Source organism: Comamonas sp. JUb58 (assembly GCF_004364775.1).
GTDB lineage: Bacteria > Pseudomonadota > Gammaproteobacteria > Burkholderiales > Burkholderiaceae_C > Comamonas.
Genome location: NZ_SOAL01000004.1, coordinates 1 through 18,673 on the forward strand (window position 1 = coordinate 1; position 18,673 = coordinate 18,673).

The window sequence follows — 18,673 nt, forward strand, 5'->3', positions numbered from 1 at the left end:
TTGCGGTCGAGCACTTGTTCCTCCTGATTGCCGTTGAATCAGGCCTTAGGGTACTCAAGCGTTCGCCAGTCATCCACGGAATTCAGCGATGAACCTTTTTTTGTGACTGCTCGCCGCCCAGCTCTGGGCTAAGATGCATCGATCCAACAACCAGGAGACATAGCGATGCAAATCGCCAACAAGGTATTTATCGTCACAGGCGGCGCTTCGGGCCTGGGAGAAGGCTCGGCACGCATGCTGACCCGCGAGGGCGCGACCGTCGTCATCGCCGATATGCAGGCAGAAAAAGGCAAGGCACTGGCCCAGGAACTGGGCGGCGCCTTTGTGCAATGCGATGTGTCCAATGCAGAACAGGCCCAGGCCGTGGTCGCCAAGGCGGTATCGCTGGGCAAGCTGTTTGGCCTGGTCAACTGCGCCGGCATCGCACCGGCTGAAAAGACCGTGGGCAAAAAAGGCGCCCACTCGCTGGAGGTGTTCAGCAAGACCATCACGGTCAACCTGATCGGCAGCTTCAACATGATCCGCCTCTGCGCCGAAGCCATGGGCCAGAACGAGCCCGAAGCCACTGGCGAGCGCGGCGTGCTGATCTCGACGGCCAGCGTTGCCGCCTACGACGGCCAGATCGGCCAGGCCGCCTATGCAGCCTCCAAGGGCGGCGTGGTCGGCATGACCTTGCCCATCGCCCGCGATCTGGCGCGCAGCGGCATCCGCAACATGACGATTGCTCCCGGCATTTTCGGCACCCCCATGCTGTTTGGCATGCCCCAGGAGGTGCAGGATGCCCTCGCCGCCGGCGTGCCCTTCCCCAGCCGCCTGGGCACCCCTGAGGACTATGCCAAGCTGGTCAAACACATTGTCGAGAACGACATGCTCAATGGCGAAGTGATTCGCCTCGACGGCGCCATCCGACTGGCACCGAAGTAAGACTGCAGGCCTGCGGGCCTTGCCAAGCAAAAAAGCCGATCTGCAGGGGCCACCCGGCGATCGGCTTTTTCTTGGGCGCTGCACGCCGGCAGCGGCCATGAAAAAAGCCTTCTTGCCGCATGACAAGAAGGCTTTTGGAATCTGGCGGAGTGGACGGGACTCGAACCCGCGACCCCCGGCGTGACAGGCCGGTATTCTAACCAACTGAACTACCACTCCTGGCAGAAAGCTTTGCTAGCCGTGACGGCTACAAGTGCTTCAAACTTGGCGACCCTACGGGGATTCGAACCCCGGTACTCACCGTGAAAGGGTGATGTCCTAGGCCTCTAGACGATAGGGTCAATCCTAGAACTTTGTCTGCGCTGCATTGCTGGTGCAATGCCTCAGACAAGTTTTAATTGGTGGAGGTAAACGGGATCGAACCGATGACCTCTTGCATGCCATGCAAGCGCTCTCCCAGCTGAGCTATACCCCCCAATTTGCTGATATCAAGCCATGACTTTGTCGGTCTCACTCGCTGTACCTTAGTACAGCTTCGCGAGCCCTTCGCGTCCTGACATGATCTCAACAAATTTCTAAACTGTGGCGGAGTGGACGGGACTCGAACCCGCGACCCCCGGCGTGACAGGCCGGTATTCTAACCAACTGAACTACCACTCCTGGCAGAAAGCTTTGCTAGCTATTATATAGCATCAAGTGCTTCAAACTTGGCGACCCTACGGGGATTCGAACCCCGGTACTCACCGTGAAAGGGTGATGTCCTAGGCCTCTAGACGATAGGGTCAATCCTAGAACTTTGTCTGCGCTGCATTGCTGGTGCAATGCCTCAGACAAGTTTAATTGGTGGAGGTAAACGGGATCGAACCGATGACCTCTTGCATGCCATGCAAGCGCTCTCCCAGCTGAGCTATACCCCCCAATATTTTTATATCAACCCAATACTTTGTCGGAGTCACTCGCTGTACCTGAGTACAGCTTCGCGGCTCCTTCGCGCCTTGGCTCGATCTAAAAACATTTAACAACTGTGGCGGAGTGGACGGGACTCGAACCCGCGACCCCCGGCGTGACAGGCCGGTATTCTAACCAACTGAACTACCACTCCTGGCAGGAAGCTTTGCTAGCTATTATATAGCATCAAGTGCTTCAAACTTGGCGACCCTACGGGGATTCGAACCCCGGTACTCACCGTGAAAGGGTGATGTCCTAGGCCTCTAGACGATAGGGTCAAAACCTGGACTTGCCTTGCGGCTGTCGATTAAAAAAGCGCCCTCTTACTCAAAGGCGCTTCTCATCGAGCGACTAACCAAACTGGCGGAGTGGACGGGACTCGAACCCGCGACCCCCGGCGTGACAGGCCGGTATTCTAACCAACTGAACTACCACTCCTGGCAGGAAGCTTTGCTAGCTATTATATAGCATCAAGCGCTTCAAACTTGGCGACCCTACGGGGATTCGAACCCCGGTACTCACCGTGAAAGGGTGATGTCCTAGGCCTCTAGACGATAGGGTCAAAACCTAAGAACCGATTTCTCGTTTCCGATAATCTTTGGTGGAGGTAAACGGGATCGAACCGATGACCTCTTGCATGCCATGCAAGCGCTCTCCCAGCTGAGCTATACCCCCGTATCGGCAAGTTTTACAATTTACTTGTTGCTGCTCACCGAAGACTCGAATTATAGGGTGTATTTCAGCGCTTTTGCAGTCTTTCGATAATTTTTTCACGACCGAGTAATGCAAGCACTGCGTCTACCGAAGGCGTATGGGCTGTACCCACGGCCAAAACACGCACCGGCATCGCCAGTTGCGGCATCTTCATGCCGTGTGCCTTGAGCACTTGCTTGAAGCCAGCGCTGATCGCTTCCTTGCTCCAATCACCCTCTTGCAGCACCTGCAGCAGCTCGTCGATCACCGGAATGATCTCGGGCGTTACATGGGTGCTCAGGTCTTCTGCGCTGGGCTGCACGTCCTTGTAGAACACCTGGGCCCATTGCGCCAGATCCACCAGGGTATCGCAGCGGTCTTTGAACAGCGCACAGATGCGTGGCAGGCGGCCATCGCCCACGGTGATGCTGTCCAGGCCCAGGTTCTTCAGGAACGGGGTCAGCATGGCGGCCAGTTCGTCATCGGGCGTCAGCTTCATGTGCTGGGCATTGACCCAGCGCAGCTTGGCCTCGTCGAACTGGCCCGCGCTGCGGCCCAGGTGGTCCAGGTTGAACCACTCCAGGAACTGCTGGCGCGAGAAGATTTCGTCATCGCCGTGGCTCCAGCCCAGGCGTGCCAGGTAGTTCACCATGGCATCGGCCAGGTAGCCTTCGTCGCGGTATTGGGTCACGGCCTTGGCGCCATTGCGCTTGCTCATCTTCTCGCCCTGCTCGTTGAGCACGGTGGGCAGGTGGGCAAACACGGGCACATCGGCACCCAGCGCTTCAAAAATGTGGATCTGGCGCGGCGTGTTGTTCACATGGTCGTCACCACGGATCACGTGGGTGATGGCCATGTCCATGTCATCGACGCAGACGCAGAAGTTGTAGGTCGGCGTGCCATCAGGGCGGGCAATGACCAGGTCATCCAGTTCCGAATTCTGGAACTCGATGCGGCCCTTGCACTTGTCTTCCCAGGCCACCACGCCGGTCAGCGGCGTCTTGAAACGCAGCACGGGCTTGACGCCTTCGGGCACAGGCGGCAGCACCTTGCCTTCTTCGGGGCGCCAAGTGCCGTCATAGCGTGGCTTTTCCTTGTTGGCCATCTGCTTTTCACGCAGCGCGTCCAGCTCTTCCATGCTCATGTAGCAGGGGTAGACAGCACCCTTTTCTTGCAGCGTGGCCAGCACTTCCTTGTATCGGTCCATGCGCTGCATCTGGTAGAACGGGCCCTCATTGGGGTCCAGTTGCAGCCAGGCCATGCCTTCCAGAATCACATCGACGGAGGCCTGGTTGGAGCGCTCCAGATCGGTGTCTTCGATGCGCAGGATGAAATCGCCCTGGTTGGCGCGTGCAAAGGCCCAGGGGTAGAGGGCCGAGCGGATGTTGCCCAGGTGGATAAAGCCGGTAGGCGATGGGGCAAAACGGGTACGTACTTTGGTGCTCATGTCAGGGTATCCAGGCCGCGCAACAGGTCGGCTTTCAAATCATCCAGGTGTTCCAGGCCGACGGAAATGCGGATCAGGCCCTGGCCCACGCCAGCGGACTGGCGCTGCTCTTCGGTCAGGCGGCCATGCGAGGTACTGGCCGGGTGGGTGATCGTGGTCTTCACATCACCCAGGTTGGCCGTGATCGAGCACAGCAAGGTGCTGTCGACCACATGGAAGGCATTGGCGCGCAGCTGTTCCGCGCCCTCACCCACCACATCAAAGGCCAGCACGGCGCCGCCCATGCCATTTTGCTGGCGCATCGCCAGCGCATGCTGCGGGTGGCTTTCCAGACCAGGGTAGTACACCCGTGCCACCTTGGGATGCGCCTCCAGCCAGCGTGCCAGCTCCAGCGCCGCAGCGCTTTCGGCCTTCACACGCAGGGACAGGGTCTCCATACCCTTCATCACCACCCAGGCGTTAAAAGGCGAGAGGTTCAGACCCCCACTGCGCAGGAAGGTACCCATGACCTTGTCGACCAGCGCGACGGTGCCGCAGACGGCGCCGGCCATCACACGGCCCTGGCCATCGAGGAACTTGGTGCCCGAATGCACCACCAGATCAGCGCCCAGCTTGGCCGGTTGCTGCAGCACGGGGGTGGCAAAGCTGTTGTCCACCGCCAGCAGGGCGCCATGCGCATGGGCGATGTCGGCCAGCGCGGCAATGTCGCACAGATCGGTCAGCGGGTTGGTCGGCGTCTCGGCAAACAGCATGCGCGTGTTGGGCCGGATGGCGGCCTTCCAGGCTTCCACATCGGTTTGCGACACAAAGCTGGTTTCCACGCCAAAGCGGGCCATCTCGGTGCCCAGCAGCTTGATCGTCGAGCCGAACATGGACTGCGAGCAGATCACATGGTCACCGGTCTTCAGCACGGTCAGGGCCACCAGCAAGATGGCGGACATGCCGGTCGAGGTGGCGATGGCGCACTCGGTGCCTTCCATCGCGGCCAGGCGGCGCTCAAAGCTGGTCACCGTGGGGTTGCCAGTGCGGGTGTAGGTGTAGCCCTCTTCCAGCGCGGCAAAGCGGCGCGCGGCCGTCTCGGCATTGGGTTGCACAAAGCTGCTGGCCAGGTACAGGGCTTCGCTGTGCTCGCCCCATTGGCTGCGCTCCACCGCCTCACGGACCGCCAAGGTATCGGGATGCAGGCCCGGCGGCAATTTCTTATCAGTCATTCTTCTTCCCAAACAGTACGCAGACCGCTATCAAGCCGCATCCGTCACATCTGCATTGCGCAGCGACAGACGCGAGGTATCGAGATCATCCTCTTCGATGGACACGCGGCCTTCGTTGACCTGCGAGATGCCCTCGGGCGTGATGCCGGTGACATAGACGCCGTCAAAGCAAGAAGCCTCGAAACCATGCACGCCCGTGTTGAGCTTGCCCACGGCATTCTTCATGCCATCGACATCCTGGTAGATCAGCGCATCGCAGCCGATGTACTGGCGAATCTCTTCCAGGCTGCGGCCATGGGCCACCAGTTCCTTGGCGGTGGGCATGTCGATACCGTAGACATTGGGGAAACGCACCGGTGGCGCAGCGCTGGCCAGGTAAACCTTGTTGGCGCCGGCGTCGCGGGCCATCTGCACGATTTCCTTGGAGGTGGTGCCGCGCACGATGGAGTCATCGACCAGCAGCACATTGCGGCCCTGGAACTCGCTGCCAATGGCGTTGAGCTTCTGGCGCACCGACTTCTTGCGCGCGCCTTGGCCCGGCATGATGAAGGTACGGCCCACATAGCGGTTCTTGACGAAGCCTTCGCGGTAGGGCTTGCCCAGCAGTTGGGCCAGTTGCATCGCGCTGGGGCGGCTCGATTCGGGGATCGGGATCACCGCATCGATCTCGTTGGGCGGCACCATCGAGATCACGCGCTTGGCCAGGGTCTCGCCCAGGTTCAGACGTGCCTGGTAGACCGACATGCCATCGAGCACAGAATCCGGACGTGCCAGGTAGACAAACTCGAAAATGCAGGGGTGCAGGCTGGGGTTCTCCGCGCATTGCTCGAAGGTCAGCGAGCCATCGTCGCCGATGAACACGGCTTCGCCCGGGGCAATATCGCGCTCCAGCTGCTGCATCGTGCCTTCCAGCGCCACCGATTCGCTGGCCACCATCACGGTGCCATCGGCGCCACGGCCAATGCACAGCGGGCGGATGCCGTTGGGATCGCGGAAAGCGACCACACCGTGGCCGGCGATCAGCGCGATCACCGCGTAGGAGCCCTGCACGCGCTTGTGCACCGCGCGGATGGCGTTGAACACATCCTGCTTTTGCAGCGGGATGCCATGGGTGGCGCGCTCCAGCTCATGGGCGAACACGTTGAGCAGCACTTCCGAATCGCTCTCGGTGTTGGTGTGGCGGTGGTCGGTGGAGAACAGCTCCTTGCGCAGCTCAACCGCATTGGTCAGGTTGCCGTTGTGCACCAGCACAATGCCGAAGGGCGCATTCACGTAGAAAGGCTGGGCTTCCTCTTCGCTGTAGGCATTGCCTGCCGTGGGGTAGCGCACCTGGCCCAGGCCCACATTGCCGGGCAAGGCCCGCATATTGCGGGTACGGAAGACATCCTTGACCATGCCCTTGGCCTTGTGCATGAAGAATTTGCGACCCTGCTGGGTTGCAATGCCTGCCGCATCCTGTCCACGGTGTTGCAGCAGCAACAGCGCGTCATAGATCAATTGATTGACCGGCGTGCTACTGACGACTCCGACGATTCCACACATATTGAGCGTTCCAAAAACGTTAACGCGGCTCTGCCGCGATGCGTGAACCAGCTTCGGTGAGCTGATCCACCAGCGAAGACCAATGTCTTCCCAATTCTTGCGGCATCCATGGCCGCAACACTGACACTGCCGACACCAGATGCGGTGCGAAGACTGAAGTGTTCCAGATTTGCGATTCCCGCATCGATGTCAGCATAAAAACCAGAGCGATCAACACAAGTAGTAACACCCCACGCAGGGCGCCAAACAGCGCGCCCAGCGTGCGGTCAAAGGGCCGCAAACCCACGATCTGAACCAGCTTGCCGATGATGCGAATCACCAGGCCCAAAGCAAAGATGGCGACAACAAAGACGATCACAAGGCCTGCGGCGATCCGCACGCCCTCGTCCATCTCCTGCATCGGCAACCACAGGCCGACCTGTGCGCCCCACAGGCGAGCGGCAAAAAAGGCCAGCACCCAGCTGATCAGCGACAGCACCTCGAACACCAGACCGCGCAGGGCGCCGATTAGCACCGATCCCAGCAGGATCAAGATAAATACCCAGTCCAGTGCCGACATGTCAATGCTCCGTCCACAAGGACCAGGGAGCGCCTGCCAGGGCCCGCACCCGGCATGGGGTGCATGGCAATGACGAGGCGCGGTAGAAAGGTGTCACAACAACAGGTGGTGGGGTCGGCAGTGGGCAGCGGCGCCAGTCTTACATCGGCAGCAGCGCAGCGGGCAGGCCCTGGGCGCGCACCTTGGCTGCGGCGCTGTCAGCCTCTTCCTTGCTGTTGAACGGCCCGACCCGCACACGGATGCGGTTGCCCGATGCCGTCTTGACCGACTGCGTATACGCAGGCACACCGGCCATCTGCAGCTTGGCGCGCACTTCGGCGGCCTTGCTCTCTTCGGCAAAGGCACCCACCTGGATCGCATAGCGGCTGGCTGCCGCCGCCGGCTTGGCAGCGGGCGCAGCAGCTGGTGCTGCCGCAGGCGCGCTGGCCGTGCGGCCTTCCATCATCGCGCGGACCCGGTCGGCTTCGTCATCGCGCTTGGGCTTGGCGGGTTCTGCCGGCTTGGGCTTGGGCTCTTCCTTGGGCTTGGCCTCAGGTTTGGGCTCGGGCTTGGGTTCGGGTTTAGGTGCCGGCTTGGGCTCAGGTTTGGGTTCTGGCTTGGCAGCAGGCTCTGGTTTGGCCGCTGGCTCGGGCTTGCTGGTCGTGGTGGCCGGCTTGTCGGCGGGTTTGCTGGTGGCAGCCGTTGCTGCGGCGGCGGTCGCGGCGGCTGCGGCAGTGGCGCCAGCCGCTGCAGAGGCCGCGGGGGCCGTAGCAGCAGGGCTGGCCGCATTGTTTCTCGCGCCGACGATCTCTTCGCCCGCATCCAGGCCATTGTCATTGCCCGAATGGCTGCCGTGCGGCGCTGCGGCATTGGACGATGGCGGCACGGCCAGGGCGGCCACGCGCTCGCGGTCCGGGATCTCGATCGAGGCATTGACCGGCACGGGGCGTGGCTGGGTGTCGAACAGCATCGGAAAGCCGATGATAGCCGCCAGCACCAGCACCGTGGCACCGATCAGGCGGTGGCGCGCACGGCGGCGCATGGCATCCACACTTTCGGCGGGATTGCTGCGCGGCGCGCGAATCACGCGCGGGCTCTCCGCTTCCTGTTGCTTTTTACCGGGCCATCGAAGATTGAAAATTGCCATGGACGATTGGAGGTGGAGCTTGAAAACAGGTCGCTGGACAAGCCCTATGGAGGGCTGCTTTTAGTTCAGATGCTTGGCATCGAGCCGTGGCACGCCATGCTTCAACACCCCGCCCACCGTAAAGAACGAGCCGAAAACGACGATTCTATCAGCGGGCCCCGCCGCTTCGACGGCCGCCTGGAATGCGGCCATCGGGTCTGGGTAACAAGCTGTAGCCACATCACGGCGCTGGTCGGACAGCAGGTGCACCGCATTCCATTTGGACTGCAGGTCCGCCGCCTTCTCGGCGCGCTCGGTCGGCAGGTCGCAGAAATACCAGCGATCCACCAGGGGGCCGACCTTGCGCAGCATCGGCGTCAGGTCCTTGTCATGCATGGCGCCAAAGATCGCGTGGGTGACGGGGAAGTAGCCCATCGCATCCAGGTTGGCCGTCAAGGCCGCAATGGCGTGCGGGTTGTGCGCCACATCCAGCACCAGGGCCGGCTGGCCGGGCACGATCTGGAAGCGGCCTGGCAGCTCGACCATGGCCAGGCCATTGCGCACAGCCTGGGCCGTGACGGGCAGCACCTGGCGCAGCGCCTCGTAAGCGGCCAGCACGCCGGAGGCATTGACCAGCTGGTTGGCACCGCGCAGCGCCGGGTAGGCCATGCCGGCATAGCGGCGGCCGCGCCCTGCCCAGCTCCACTGCTGCTTGTCGCCCTCATAGTTGAAATCGCGGCCGAAGCGCCACAGGTCGGCGCCAATGCTTTGCGCGTAGTCAATCACGCTTTGCGGCGGCACCGGGTCGCTGACGATGGCCGGTTTGCCCGGGCGCATGATGCCGGCCTTCTCGCGGCCGATCGATTCGCGGTCGGGGCCCAGCAGGTCCATATGGTCCAGATCGATGCTGGTGATGATGGCGCAGTCCGTGTCGATCATATTGGTGGCATCGAGCCGGCCGCCCAGGCCCACTTCCAGAATCGCCACATCCAGCTTGGCCTGGCTCAGCAGGCGCAGGATCGCCAGGGTGGTGAACTCGAAATAGCTCAGCGATATCTCGGGCGCCTGCAGGCGAGCCGCTTCCACCGCTTCGAAATGCGGCAGCAGATCGGCGGCCGAGACGATCTCGCCGTGCACGCGGCAGCGCTCTTCAAAATGCACCAGGTGGGGCGAGGTGAACACCCCGGGGCGGTAGCCGGCTTCCAGCGCCACGGCCTCCAGCATGGCGCAGGTCGAACCCTTGCCATTGGTGCCCGCCACCGTGATCACCGGGCAGGGAAAGCGCAGCGCCAGGCGCTCGGCCACGGCCTTGACGCGGGTCAGCCCCATGTCAATGGTTTTGGGATGAATCTGCTCGCAGTGGCTCAGCCACTGGTCCAAGGTATCGAAACGGGTTTGCATGGGGCCAGATTGTCGCGTAATTGCGGCTGTGTCATCATTGTTCCCCATGAGTAACCACACCATCGCCGTCTACGGCATCCCCAACTGCAGCACCGTCAAAAAAGCCCGTACCTGGCTCGATGCGCAGGGCGTTCAGCACCAGTTCCACGATTTCAAGAAAGCCGGCGTGCCCGCCAGCCATCTGCCCGACTGGATCGCCAAGGCGAGCTGGGAAAAACTGGTCAACCGCCAAGGCACTACCTGGCGCAAGCTGGATCCCGCCGTGCAGCAGGCCGTGGCCGATGCAGAAAGCGCCAGCGCGCTGATGATTGCCAACCCCAGCGTCATCAAGCGTCCGGTGGTGGAATGGGCCGATGGCTCCGTCACCGTGGGCTTTGATGAGGCGCTCTGGAGCAGCAAGATCGCCTGAGCCGATACGGCTGGTCCGTGTTGACCGGCGCTTTACGCGGCGACATGGCACAGATACATGCCAGGAGCAGCATGTGTGCATGCTGAACTTAATGCCTGCAGCCCAGTCTTAGATATTTGTGCAGGCGGTGTAAAGCGTGTCGCCCAGACTGGGTACTGGCGCGTTGAGCACCCAGCAACTTATCGCTTTTTTGGAGGCATTCATGCCACATCTGCTCTCAGCCCGCCTGATCGTGTTGGCTGCGCTGTCCACCTTGGCGGCAGCCAGCCCCTCGGTCTGGGCCCAAAATTACTCGCCCTCGTCTGATCCCTTCTTGCCACAGCAGGCGCCTGGCGCGCAGCCACCGCTACCAGCGGGCGAGCAGCCTTATGGCCGCGTGCTGTCGGTCACGCCAGCCTACCGCCAGGTCAACACCCCGCAAACCGTCTGCAATGACCAGCAGGTCTATACCGGCCAGCGCACCTCCGGCGTGGGCGCCATTACCGGCGCCGTGGTTGGCGGCCTGCTGGGCAATGGCATTGGCCATGGTTTTGGCCGGGCTGCGGCCACCGGCGCGGGCGTGATCGCCGGCTCGGCGATTGGCAACCAGCTTGAAGGCGGTACGCCCAGCTACCAAACGGTACGGCAATGTGCCAACCAGTACACCACGCAAAACCAGCCCGATGGCTACAACGTGGAGTATGAATACGCAGGCCGCCGCTACAGCACGCGCACGGCCACCGCCCCCGGCGAATGGCTGCCGCTGAGCGTGCAGCCTGCCGCAGCGGCCTACGACAACCCGCCGCCCCAGGACTATGCCAACACGGCACCCGAGCCCGGCGTTGTCGTCAGCAGCCAGCCGGTCTACCAGCAGCCGGTGTACATGGCACCGCCCCCCGTCTATGTCGCGCCGGCGCCTGTGTACTATGCGCCGCCGCCCGTCATGCTGCAGCCCTCGGTGCAGATTGGAGTGGGCGGTTACTGGGGCGGCCATCGCGGCCACTGGCGTTAAATCGGAGCGCCAGCACCTCCCCATGCCACGCATCCTGGCATGACAACCCGCAGCAGTGCAGACGCACTGCTGCTTTTTTATGCCTGCCATGCCGCTCAACTGCCCCACCATGTTCCAGAGACGGGCAAAGGCCTCGCCTACAATGGCGGTTTTCCTCCATTTACCTGTTGTCTTCCATGATCACTGAGAGCATCGACGGCGTACGCCTCACCACCAAGGCCAATGTTTATTTTGATGGCAAGTGCGTCAGCCACAGCTACCAGCTGGCGGACGGCACCAAGCAATCGGTTGGTGTGGTGCTTGCAGCCACCTTGACCTTTGGCACGGCCGCCGCCGAGATCATGGAGTGCGTTGCCGGCGCTTGCGAGTACAAGCTCGACGGCAGCGACGAATGGAAAAAGTCCGGCCCTGGCGACAAGTTCAGCGTACCGGCCAACAGCAAGTTCGATATCCGCGTGGCTGAGGCCTACCACTACATCTGCCACTACGCCTGATTTTTGGGGTCTGCGCCGGGCTAGCTGGCGCATACCTCCCGCTGCACAACGCTGCTCGGGCCCATCGCTGAACCAGCCCGCACCCGACAGCACCGCAGCAGCGCCTGTTTTTTGAGAAAAGCCACACCATGGAAACCATCCTGCAACATGTTCCCGTCGGCCAGAAGGTCGGCATCGCCTTCTCCGGCGGCCTCGACACCAGCGCAGCCCTGCGTTGGATGAAGAACAAGGGCGCCCTGCCCTACGCCTACACGGCCAACCTGGGCCAGCCCGATGAGTCCGACTACGACGAGATCCCGCGCAAGGCCATGGAATACGGTGCCGAGAAGGCCCGCCTGATCGACTGCCGCAGCCAGCTGGCCAACGAAGGTATCGCTGCCATCCAGGCCGGCGCCTTCCACATCTCCACCGGTGGCATCACCTACTTCAACACCACGCCGCTGGGCCGCGCCGTGACCGGCACCATGCTGGTGGCCGCGATGAAGGAAGACGACGTCAACATCTGGGGCGATGGCTCGACCTTCAAGGGCAATGACATCGAGCGCTTCTACCGCTACGGCCTGCTCACCAACCCTGCGCTGAAGATCTACAAGCCCTGGCTGGACCAGACCTTTATCGACGAGCTGGGCGGTCGCGCCGAGATGTCGGCCTTCATGACCAAGGAAGGTTTTGGCTACAAGATGAGCGCGGAGAAGGCCTACTCGACCGACTCCAACATGCTGGGCGCCACCCACGAAGCCAAGGACCTGGAGTTCTTGAACAGCGGCATCCGCATCGTCAACCCCATCATGGGCGTGGCGTTCTGGAAGCCCGAGGTCGAAGTCAAGGCCGAGGAAGTCTCCGTCACCTTCGAAGAAGGCCGCCCTGTGGCCCTGAACGGCCAGCGCATCGAAGACCCTGTGGCCTTCTTCCTGGAAGCCAACCGCATCGGTGGCCGCCACGGCCTGGGCATGAGCGACCAGATCGAGAACCGCATCATCGAAGCCAAGAGCCGCGGCATTTATGAAGCCCCCGGCATGGCCCTGCTGCACATCGCCTACGAGCGCCTGGTGACCGGCATCCACAACGAAGACACCATCGAGCAGTACCGCATCAACGGCCTGCGCCTGGGCCGTCTGCTGTACCAAGGCCGCTGGTTCGACCCACAGGCCATCATGCTGCGCGAAACCGCCCAGCGCTGGGTGGCCCGCGCCATCACCGGCACCGTGACCCTGGAGCTGCGCCGTGGCAATGACTACTCGCTGCTGAACACCGAATCATCCAACCTGACCTACAAGCCCGAGCGCCTGTCGATGGAAAAGGTGGAAGACGCGCCATTCAGCCCTGCCGACCGCATTGGCCAGCTGACCATGCGCAATCTGGACCTGATGGACACCCGCGACAAGCTGGCCATCTACACCCAGACCGGTCTGTTGACCGCCAGCGGCAGCCACGCGCTGCCCCAGTTGGGCAACGACAAGAAGTAATTCCGCCAGCGGAATCCCTTTACTCAGCAAAACCGCTGTGTGCCTGCCAAGGCCACGGCGGTTTTTTTATCGTCTGGATGCGCTGGGGAAGAACGGTGCTCAGGCCTCAGCTACCAGGTAGACCTTCTTCACAAAGCTGTCCACTTCCCAGTGGCCGGTCCAGCCCTCGGGCATGATGAAATGGTCGCCCACGCCAAAGCGGTGCACAGTGCCATCAGGGTCGACCAGGCGGCAGTCGCCTTCGACAATCACGCAAAACTCGATATAGCCCTGCACATTGGAGCTGAAGTGGCCGGCGCTGGACTGCCAGGTGCCCGAGCTCACCTTGCCGCCCAGGCCCTCGAACACATTCATGGTCTGGTACTCGGTATCGCCGCTGATCGGGCGGCTGGGCTTGCCGATGACAGGATTGACCAGGGTCTTGGCGGGCCAATGGATGATGGAGATCTTGGAATCGGCGGAGCTGGGATGGGACATGGCGGGGATCAAGGAGCTTGTGCAAATGCGCAAGCAGGCATTATCTGACAGCGCTGCTGCGCGGCGCCTGGCCCCTTTGCGAAAAGCCCAAGAAAAGGCGGCTCCGATGGAGCCGCCTGTTTGCATCTGCCACGCCTGCTGGCGTAGCAGCTTGAAGATCAGTGGAACTGCTCTTCTTCGGTCGAGCCGGTCAGCGCCTTGACGCTGGACGAGCCGCCCTGGATCACCGTGGTCACATCGTCGAAGTAGCCTGCGCCCACTTCCTGCTGGTGCGACACAAAGGTGTAGCCTTGCTCACGGGCAGCGAATTCGGGCTCCTGGATCATTTCCACATAGTGCTTCATGCCTTCGCCACGGGCATAGGCGTGGGCAAACTTGAAGGTGTTGTACCAGTTGCTGTGGATGCCAGCCAAGGTGATGAACTGGTACTTGTAGCCCAGCGCAGCCAGCTCGTCCTGGAATTTGGCAATCGTGGCATCGTCGAGGTTCTTCTTCCAGTTGAAGGACGGCGAGCAGTTGTAGCTCAGCAGCTTGCCAGGGCTGGTGGCATGCACCGCCTGGGCGAACTCACGGGCAAAGCCCAGGTCCGGCGTGCCGGTCTCGCACCACACCAGATCGGCATAGGGTGCGTAGGCCACGCCACGGCTGATCGCCTGCTCCAGACCGTTCTTGACACGGTAGAAGCCTTCTTGCGTACGCTCGCCCACCAGGAAGGGCTTGTCATTGGCATCATGGTCGCTGGTGATCAGGTTGGCCGCTTCGGCATCGGTGCGGGCCAGCACGATGGTGGGCACGCCCATCACATCGGCGGCAAAGCGCGCAGCGATCAGCTTCTCGCAGGCTTCATGCGTGGGCACCAGCACCTTGCCACCCATGTGGCCGCACTTCTTGACGGCCGCCAGCTGGTCTTCAAAGTGCACGCCGGCAGCGCCCGAGGCAATCATGTTCTTCATCAGCTCGAAGGCATTGAGCACGCCGCCAAATCCCGCTTCTGCATCGGCCACGATGGGCAGGAAGTAGTCGATGAACTCCTTGTCGCCCGGGTTCACGCCCTTGGCCCATTGGATCTCGTCAGCGCGCTTGAAGGTGTTGTTGATGCGGCGCACCATGGTGGGCACCGAGTCATAGGCGTAGAGCGACTGGTCGGGGTACATGGTCTCCGAGGTGTTGCCGTCCGCCGCCACCTGCCAGCCCGACAGGTAAACCGCTTCCAGACCCGCCTTGGCCTGCTGCATGGCCTGGCCGGCAGTGATCGCACCGAAGGCATTCACATAGCCTTTCTTGGCGCCGCCATTGATCTTGTCCCACAGCACCTGGGCACCGCGCTGGGCCAGGGTGTACTCAGGCTGCACGCTGCCACGCAGACGCACCACATCGGCGGCCGAGTAACCGCGCTTGACGCCCTTCCAACGGGGGTTTTGTGCCCAATCCAATTCAAGGGCGGCAATTTGCTGTTCGCGGCTGAGTTGCTGGTTCAGTTTCTGAGACATGGGGGACTCCTGTGGTCAAGTTGGATGAACTAACGGATCGAAAACCGGTGGACAGATACCGTCTGTCCATGGCTTTAACTGTACGCCTGCCCCACCGAATATTTTTGTCTTATGTCTTATATAAGACTAATTTTTAATCATTCAAAATCAACAAACTACTAACTATATTTCGCATTAAGAAATGCCATTTCTCGTATTGAGAAATATTGACGCACTGCAATATCGGCATATTTCACAATATGAGAATCCGTTTTCAGAACCGCTGCTGTCCAGGCTGCAGTAGCGCTGCCTGCCCGAGGCTGGCCAATTGCGGCATGATGCGGATGGCCCATTGTGCAAAGCGGATGTGACAGGTTTCTTGCGCTGGCGCCCTCTGCCCTGATCGCCTTGCACTCCCTTACCGTCTTTGCACCCATGCGCATCCATAGCAAGCCCCTGGCTTATTTCTACCTGGCACTCAGCATGTCGCTGGTGGGCGCCTATGTGGCGCTCTCCAAGCCGCTGGCCGCCACCTTTCCAGTCCTGTTACTGGCTTGGCTGCGTTTTGGCATTGGCGGGGTCGCCATGCTGGGTTGGCTCAAACGCCCGGTCACCGAGGCGCCCTTGCCCGCCAAGGCCAAGGGGCTGCTGTTCCTGGAATCCTTTTTCGGCAACTTTCTCTTCACGCTGTGCATGATCACCGGCGTGTCGATGACCAGCGCCGTCACCGCCAGTGTCACGATGGCGACCATCCCGGCCGCCATTGCGCTGCTCAGCTGGTTGGTGCTCAAGGAGCGCATCAGCCTGCGCGTGATGATTGCCATCAGCCTGGCCGTGCTGGGCATCGTGCTGCTGGCCTTTGCCAAGCCCAGCGCCAGTGCCCATGCGGGCGCGGTGGTGGAGACGGACACCAGCAAGCACTGGCTGGGCCAGCTGCTCTTGGTGGGCGCGGTGTTCTGCGAGGCCTGCTACGCCGTCATCGGCAAAAAGCTCACCAGCAGCCTGAGCCCCAAGCGCATTGCGGCGCTGATCAACCTCTGGGGCTTTGTGCTGACCCTGCCCTTTGGCCTGTACCTGGCCTGGCAGTTTGACTTTGGCCAGGTGGGCATGGCCACCTGGTTGCTGCTGCTGGGCTATGCCTTGGCGGCCTGCATGGTCACGGTATGGCTCTGGATGACCGGGCTGCAGGTGGTGCCCGCCTCGCAAAGCGCGGTGTTCACGGTGATGCTGCCACTGTCCACCGCGCTGGTCGGCGTGGTGTTTCTGGGCGAAACACTTAATGGCCTGCAGATGTTGGCCTTTGCGATTGCCGTCTCCAGCCTGGCACTGACCACCTTGCCAATGCCCCTACGTGGCAGAGGGCAGACAGATTTGCAACGTGAGCCGGATTGACACCGCCTTGGGAGCCAGTACCATGCTTCGAGGGGAACAGGCCCCAATCTGACCAGAATCAACGCCCTAAGCTGCTTGTTGATAGCTTTGATCCATCAACAAAGGTTAGCAAAGCTAAAACAAGCAACATTTCGAGGCAAAAAAATGCGGCGCTCCCTTGGAAAGCGGTTTTTTTGCCGTTAGCATGGCCGTAACCAGCGGAGGGAAACTCTGGCTGGCGATAGAGATATTGACACAAGGAAACCAAAACATGGCAACCGCATCCAAGACCGCAGCGCCTGCAAAGAAGCGCACCCCCAACGCAGCTTTCATGAAGCCGCTGACCCCTAGCGCCGAACTTGGCGCCGTTGTGGGCACCGCTCCGCTGCCACGCACGGAAATCATCAGCAAGCTGTGGGTCTACATCAAGGCCCACAACCTGCAAGACGCCGCCAACAAGCGCATGATCAACGCCGATGACAAGCTCAAGAAGGTGTTTGGCAAGCCCCAGGTGTCGATGTTCGAGATGGCTGGCCTGATCGGCAAGCACGTCAAGTAAGTCATAGCGACGCAGCGCAGCGCAAGCTTTGGCACTGCCTCCCAGAAACCAGCATCCACCATGCTGGTTTTTTTACGTCTGTACGCTCCAGGCAGACGCGTTGCCCAGCGCAGCGCCATAAGGGCTGCACTGTTGGTTGCGCGATGGCACGAGGCGCCCGTTTCAGCAGCCGCTCCATCCTCATTTCAGCGCTTTCTGCCCTCTTTCATTCAGCAATCAGCCACTCATTCCCGGCTTCCGAGGGCTAGCAGACCCCTCTGAAACCACCAAGTCAGCAGATTTTTTCTGAAACCAGGCTTCAAGCAAGGCATTTGACACACTATTGATTCATAACAATAAATATGATCAATCCTGTCTGAATACAGAGGCTATCGCGTACATATCCACCACAGCAGCCCTATTGCGGTCAGGAGATTATTGCGAATGCGACAAATTCTTATTTATAATTCGCTTCAGTTATTCACTAGCCAGCCACCACGCTGTTCATCTGACCATGATCGTTTGTGTATGCCGCAGAGTCTCGGACAAAGAGATCGCTCGCCACGCGCATGCGGGGATGTCGTTCGATGAGATCCAGTTCGAACTGGGTGTTGGACTGCAATGCGGCTGCTGCGAAGGTTGCGCCCGCGATGTGGTCGAACAGTGCAGCGCGTCGCGTCCGGTTGCCGCCTTGCGCAATGAGGCAGCAGTGCACCCGGTCCAGCTTGCCACCACCATCATGGAAAGCAAAGCATGGAACTCTTCGCCGCTGTCCTCGGTAGCCTGATTCTGGTCGCTGCCTCTCTCTGGTGGGTCTTTCAGAAGTAAGCCACCAACGCATTGATATGCCGTGCTGCGGCTTGAGGCTGCAGCATTTTTTATTGCCCTTATGCTTTCACCAGACCCTTACAGCCCCTCCAAAAAAATGGGGCGCAATATCGTGGTTACGGGTTCGGTGCTGGCAGCGCACGTTGCAGGTCTTTGGGCCTTGCAGGCGGGCCTGCTCAAAAGTGCAGCTGTCGAGATGCCCAAGCCAGAACCGGTCATGGTGCAGCTGATTGCGCCCGAGCCTATGCCCGTGGTTGCGCCGCCCCCTCCCCCGACTCCCAAGCCACCACCGCCCGCACCAACGCCGCCTCCCAAGCCGACGCCCAAGCCAGTCCCCAAACCTGCGCCCAAGCCCCAGGCTATCAAGGATCCGACGCCTGCGCCTAACGCAGTGACCGGCACCACCGAGGCCCAGCCACCGGCACCGCCCATCGAGGCACCGCCGCCCGCCCCGCCATCGCCACCACCGGCTCCGCCCGCACCGCCAGCACCTCCACCGCCACCGGTGATCCAGCTACCGTCGAGCAATGCCGCCTACCTGAACAATCCTGCTCCGCAGTACCCGGCCATCAGCCGCCGTATGGGCGAGACCGGGACCACGATCGTGCGTGCCTTCATCGACGAAGAAGGCAAGCCTCAGGAGTTGCAGCTCAAAAAGTCCAGCGGCTATGACCGCCTGGACCAGGCCGCCATGGATACGGTGCGCAAATGGCGCTTCAAGGCAGGCACCTCCAACGGAACTCCCCGGCCCATGTGGGTCAACGTGCCCATCAAGTGGGAACTCAATTAAATCGAACGGA

At 61.2% G+C, this 18,673-nt stretch carries 17 protein-coding genes and 11 tRNA genes; 9 read left to right on the plus strand and 19 right to left on the minus strand.

The window, feature by feature from the left end; translation table 11 throughout:
* The first annotated feature begins 165 nt into the window (after positions 1-165).
* A complete protein-coding gene (locus tag EDF71_RS04910; protein ID WP_133855512.1) occupies positions 166-924 on the plus strand; it encodes a 3-hydroxyacyl-CoA dehydrogenase in 759 nt (252 codons plus the stop codon).
* A 142-nt stretch (positions 925-1,066) separates the two neighbouring features.
* Here EDF71_RS04910 and EDF71_RS04915 read toward each other — a convergent pair.
* The 17 genes from EDF71_RS04915 to folC form a co-directional block, all read right to left on the minus strand.
* A tRNA-Asp gene (locus EDF71_RS04915) sits at positions 1,067-1,143 on the minus strand.
* Between the two features lie 46 nt (positions 1,144-1,189).
* Positions 1,190-1,265 (minus strand) — tRNA-Glu (locus EDF71_RS04920).
* 58 nt (positions 1,266-1,323) lie between these two features.
* Positions 1,324-1,399 (minus strand) — tRNA-Ala (locus EDF71_RS04925).
* 108 nt (positions 1,400-1,507) lie between these two features.
* Positions 1,508-1,584: transfer RNA gene (locus tag EDF71_RS04930), tRNA-Asp, on the minus strand.
* A 48-nt stretch (positions 1,585-1,632) separates the two neighbouring features.
* Positions 1,633-1,708 (minus strand) — tRNA-Glu (locus EDF71_RS04935).
* A 57-nt stretch (positions 1,709-1,765) separates the two neighbouring features.
* Positions 1,766-1,841, minus strand: a tRNA-Ala gene (locus tag EDF71_RS04940).
* 108 nt (positions 1,842-1,949) lie between these two features.
* Positions 1,950-2,026: transfer RNA gene (locus EDF71_RS04945), tRNA-Asp, on the minus strand.
* Positions 2,027-2,074: 48 nt separating this feature from the next.
* Positions 2,075-2,150 (minus strand) — tRNA-Glu (locus EDF71_RS04950).
* Positions 2,151-2,233: 83 nt separating this feature from the next.
* A tRNA-Asp gene (locus EDF71_RS04955) sits at positions 2,234-2,310 on the minus strand.
* A 48-nt stretch (positions 2,311-2,358) separates the two neighbouring features.
* Positions 2,359-2,434: transfer RNA gene (locus EDF71_RS04960), tRNA-Glu, on the minus strand.
* A gap of 37 nt (positions 2,435-2,471) precedes the next feature.
* Positions 2,472-2,547 (minus strand) — tRNA-Ala (locus EDF71_RS04965).
* Positions 2,548-2,611: 64 nt separating this feature from the next.
* Positions 2,612-4,012 carry a glutamate--tRNA ligase gene (gltX, locus tag EDF71_RS04970; protein ID WP_133855513.1) on the minus strand — a complete coding sequence of 467 codons (1,401 nt, stop codon included), beginning with the start codon at positions 4,010-4,012 and terminating at the stop codon, positions 2,612-2,614.
* Positions 4,009-5,223: an O-succinylhomoserine sulfhydrylase gene (locus tag EDF71_RS04975; RefSeq protein ID WP_133855514.1), complete on the minus strand. Its 1,215-nt coding sequence runs from the start codon at positions 5,221-5,223 to the stop codon at positions 4,009-4,011. The genes gltX and EDF71_RS04975 overlap by 4 nt, the downstream gene beginning before the upstream one ends.
* Before the next feature lie 30 nt (positions 5,224-5,253).
* Positions 5,254-6,765: an amidophosphoribosyltransferase gene (gene purF, locus EDF71_RS04980; RefSeq protein ID WP_133855515.1), complete on the minus strand. Its 1,512-nt coding sequence runs from the start codon at positions 6,763-6,765 to the stop codon at positions 5,254-5,256.
* Positions 6,766-6,784: 19 nt separating this feature from the next.
* Complete coding sequence (locus tag EDF71_RS04985) at positions 6,785-7,324, minus strand: CvpA family protein (protein ID WP_133855516.1); 540 nt, start codon at positions 7,322-7,324, stop codon at positions 6,785-6,787.
* Between the two features lie 139 nt (positions 7,325-7,463).
* Positions 7,464-8,450, minus strand: coding sequence for an SPOR domain-containing protein (locus tag EDF71_RS04990; protein WP_133855517.1), 987 nt, complete (start codon positions 8,448-8,450; stop codon positions 7,464-7,466).
* Positions 8,451-8,510: 60 nt separating this feature from the next.
* Positions 8,511-9,830 (minus strand): bifunctional tetrahydrofolate synthase/dihydrofolate synthase, encoded by a 1,320-nt coding sequence (folC, locus tag EDF71_RS04995; RefSeq protein ID WP_133855518.1) that lies wholly within the window; start codon positions 9,828-9,830, stop codon positions 8,511-8,513.
* A 46-nt stretch (positions 9,831-9,876) separates the two neighbouring features.
* On the opposite strand from folC, the gene EDF71_RS05000 reads away from it, so the two are divergent.
* The 4 genes from EDF71_RS05000 (at position 9,877) to argG (ending at position 13,190) form a co-directional block, all read left to right on the plus strand.
* Entirely contained in the window at positions 9,877-10,239 is a 363-nt protein-coding gene (locus EDF71_RS05000; RefSeq protein WP_133855519.1) for an ArsC family reductase, read from the plus strand.
* Between the two features lie 202 nt (positions 10,240-10,441).
* The gene (locus EDF71_RS05005) at positions 10,442-11,230 is read left to right on the plus strand and encodes a glycine zipper 2TM domain-containing protein (protein WP_133855520.1); all 789 of its coding nucleotides are present in this window, start codon (positions 10,442-10,444) and stop codon (positions 11,228-11,230) included.
* 176 nt (positions 11,231-11,406) lie between these two features.
* Positions 11,407-11,724, plus strand: a complete 318-nt coding sequence (locus tag EDF71_RS05010; protein WP_021028618.1) for a pyrimidine/purine nucleoside phosphorylase — start codon at positions 11,407-11,409, stop codon at positions 11,722-11,724.
* 128 nt (positions 11,725-11,852) lie between these two features.
* Positions 11,853-13,190 carry an argininosuccinate synthase gene (gene argG / locus EDF71_RS05015; protein WP_133855521.1) on the plus strand — a complete coding sequence of 446 codons (1,338 nt, stop codon included), beginning with the start codon at positions 11,853-11,855 and terminating at the stop codon, positions 13,188-13,190.
* 99 nt (positions 13,191-13,289) lie between these two features.
* On the opposite strand, the gene EDF71_RS05020 is transcribed toward argG, so the two are convergent.
* Entirely contained in the window at positions 13,290-13,667 is a 378-nt protein-coding gene (locus EDF71_RS05020; protein WP_133855522.1) for a cupin domain-containing protein, read from the minus strand.
* Between the two features lie 158 nt (positions 13,668-13,825).
* A complete protein-coding gene (aceA, locus tag EDF71_RS05025) occupies positions 13,826-15,157 on the minus strand; it encodes an isocitrate lyase (RefSeq protein ID WP_133855523.1) in 1,332 nt (443 codons plus the stop codon).
* Positions 15,158-15,571: 414 nt separating this feature from the next.
* On the opposite strand from aceA, the gene EDF71_RS05030 reads away from it, so the two are divergent.
* From EDF71_RS05030 to EDF71_RS05045, 4 genes are all read left to right on the plus strand, one after another.
* A complete protein-coding gene (locus EDF71_RS05030) occupies positions 15,572-16,528 on the plus strand; it encodes a DMT family transporter (protein WP_133855524.1) in 957 nt (318 codons plus the stop codon).
* A gap of 250 nt (positions 16,529-16,778) precedes the next feature.
* Positions 16,779-17,066: an SWIB/MDM2 domain-containing protein gene (locus tag EDF71_RS05035; RefSeq protein ID WP_133855525.1), complete on the plus strand. Its 288-nt coding sequence runs from the start codon at positions 16,779-16,781 to the stop codon at positions 17,064-17,066.
* Positions 17,067-17,559: 493 nt separating this feature from the next.
* Positions 17,560-17,832, plus strand: a complete 273-nt coding sequence (locus EDF71_RS05040) for a (2Fe-2S)-binding protein (RefSeq protein ID WP_021028611.1) — start codon at positions 17,560-17,562, stop codon at positions 17,830-17,832.
* A gap of 102 nt (positions 17,833-17,934) precedes the next feature.
* A complete protein-coding gene (locus EDF71_RS05045) occupies positions 17,935-18,663 on the plus strand; it encodes an energy transducer TonB (RefSeq protein ID WP_133855526.1) in 729 nt (242 codons plus the stop codon).
* Positions 18,664-18,673 lie beyond the last annotated feature (10 nt).